The sequence below is a fragment of the Macrococcus psychrotolerans genome (genome assembly GCF_038095555.1).
In the GTDB taxonomy this organism is placed as follows: domain Bacteria; phylum Bacillota; class Bacilli; order Staphylococcales; family Staphylococcaceae; genus Macrococcoides; species Macrococcoides psychrotolerans.
In genome coordinates this window covers 1-2141 of record NZ_CP124597.1, presented here as the reverse complement: position 1 = coordinate 2141, position 2141 = coordinate 1, and the positions used below count along the sequence as shown (strand labels likewise).

At 33.9% G+C, this 2141-nt stretch carries 3 protein-coding genes; all 3 read right to left on the bottom strand.

The window, feature by feature from the left end; genetic code table 11:
- Positions 1–535: 535 nt before the first annotated feature.
- The 3 genes from QA539_RS10925 to QA539_RS10915 all read right to left on the bottom strand — a co-directional run bounded on the left by QA539_RS10925 (position 536) and on the right by QA539_RS10915 (position 1577).
- The gene (locus QA539_RS10925; RefSeq protein WP_219522417.1) at positions 536–727 is read right to left on the bottom strand and encodes a hypothetical protein; all 192 of its coding nucleotides are present in this window, start codon (positions 725–727) and stop codon (positions 536–538) included.
- Complete coding sequence (locus tag QA539_RS10920; RefSeq protein WP_283720757.1) at positions 724–1383, bottom strand: replication protein; 660 nt, start codon at positions 1381–1383, stop codon at positions 724–726. Before QA539_RS10920 ends, QA539_RS10925 begins: the two co-directional genes overlap by 4 nt.
- 68 nt (positions 1384–1451) lie before the next feature.
- A complete protein-coding gene (locus QA539_RS10915; RefSeq protein ID WP_419895627.1) occupies positions 1452–1577 on the bottom strand; it encodes a CopG family transcriptional regulator in 126 nt (41 codons plus the stop codon).
- Positions 1578–2141 lie beyond the last annotated feature (564 nt).

The following is a 2141-nucleotide window of genomic DNA, read 5'->3' as shown; positions in this document are numbered from 1 at the left end:
TCCTTTTGACATGGAGCCTCTGACACGCTGACGCTCCCCCAGACCCCCAAGACCTCGTATTCCGTCGAGTTGATAGCTGTCGCTACCACCTCGCCGAAAACGGCTCTTAGTGTACCTGGGGGGTCTCCTCCACATCAAAAGTTTTCTCGGCATAAAAGTTCCTCAAAAATTATTCAGTGCAATCGCTCAAATATTTTCGCTCACAATTCATGATTTCAAGCTGACTACTTCCGTCATTCTCAACTCACTAAATGCATTCAAACCAACTAGCTACTTTCACTATCTGTTTGAACCAATAACCTAATTTCTTCTCACTAATTTATGAATAATCACACGGTTCTTATTCTATAAATTTTTAGCGATAAGAAATCTGTCAAGCAGTGCAAGTGTATACAAAATGCTGGCGCATTTCTTTACACTCGCTCGCTACGCTTGCTTGTAAGAGGGAAAATTCCCTCTTAACTCCCTTACTATTTTTCTAACGAAAAATGAAAAAATAAAACAAAAAAGATCGCCCAAAAATGTGGGCGATAATTCAATTAATATCCATAAGAATTTTGATTTCAAAAACCTCATCAATGACATCTAAATTTTTAATTGTCATTTCTGTAAATCTTCTTTTTATTTCTTCTTCATTTTTTTCTACATCAAGCGATAAACTTTCTAACTGCATTAACTCATAAGCCAACTCTGAAATCCTATAAAAATAAATTTCTTTTTTATTCATTCCTGAATTTCTCCCGTCTCATAATTAATATTAAATCTACCGTATTTTCTTTCTTGATATACTGCATCAAAATATAATCTAATCAAACCAGTGTGAGAACGTAGAACACTATTTATTATTTTCATGCTCGGTAATCCATATTCTGCACCATGCACTCTTATAAATCTTCTTAATTCTCTGATGTTTGCCAATCCATGTTCATCAATCAAATCACAAACTTCATTCAGCATGTCATCTTTATCTTCAGCGTCCAAAGTTATATAACGGTCAATATCAAAATTATTAAGTTGTATGATGTCAGCTTTTTTATATTTATATTTATTTTTAGCGATTGCGTCTTTTGATTCATGTGTTAAATACAAATACATATTTTCCATGCTACTCACTACAATTTGAACTTTTGCTATACTTTTTTCGCCCAATAAACGTTTAATTTTTAATCTAACACTTTCTGCAGTAACAGGATTCTTCGCAATATAAATCACATGATAATGTGCTTTTTTATATTTCTGTCCCTCAACATTACTCAAATCTTTATCATGAATCGGACTAATAGCGATAGGCACATCTAAGGATTCTAACTTTTGGATCCAATCAGTCGGTATGCTTTCCGGATACAATAAAAAAGTAAAGTATCTTGCTTTTTCCTTAGCCATTTTATAAAATCACCTTGTACAGTAAATACGTAATTATTGAGCGGACTTTAGCCGGTGTCGCTCTTTTTTTACGCATTTTTCTGCCCTTTCTTATATTCTTCTAACGCTAATACAATAATTGCTGATTTAGAAAATCCTTTTTCTTTTGCTAATTTTTCAAGCTCATCATTTTGCTTTTCTGTTAAAGAAATCATGATTCTTTTTTTATCATCTGCTACAGCCAACATATTCACTCCTTTTATTTTTCTTATGTATATAATATACTTATATCAAACACAAGTACAACACTTTTATATTTTTTTTTTTAAAATAGCTAATTTTGTTGGCGATTTGTTGACTTTTTTTTGATTCTCCAAACCTTTGGGAGAGTAAGGCTCAACCCCTATTTTTTTTGAATTTGGCACTCGGCACTTAAAGGGGGGGTCGTAGTAGCCCCCCAGCAACTCGCCCAAATTTCCAAAAACCAAACCCAAAACCAAAAAACAGACCTAAAAATCAAAGAGCGATTTTTTAGATCTGTTTCAAAATCATACGGTCAAAACTTATTTTCGGTTCCGTTTTTCCCAAAGTTTGACCACTTAACCGGCTATTAGATAGGGCCGATTAGTTAAAACGGCTTAAAACGCTTTTTCAGAGCATTTTAAGGCCCTTAGAGAAAAAGTAGCTGAAAAATAAGAACATCTCTCTGAGAAGCCCTTAGAAGCTCACAGAGACGTTTTAAGCGCGTACAGGACAAATCCCTAGCATTTATTCCAATT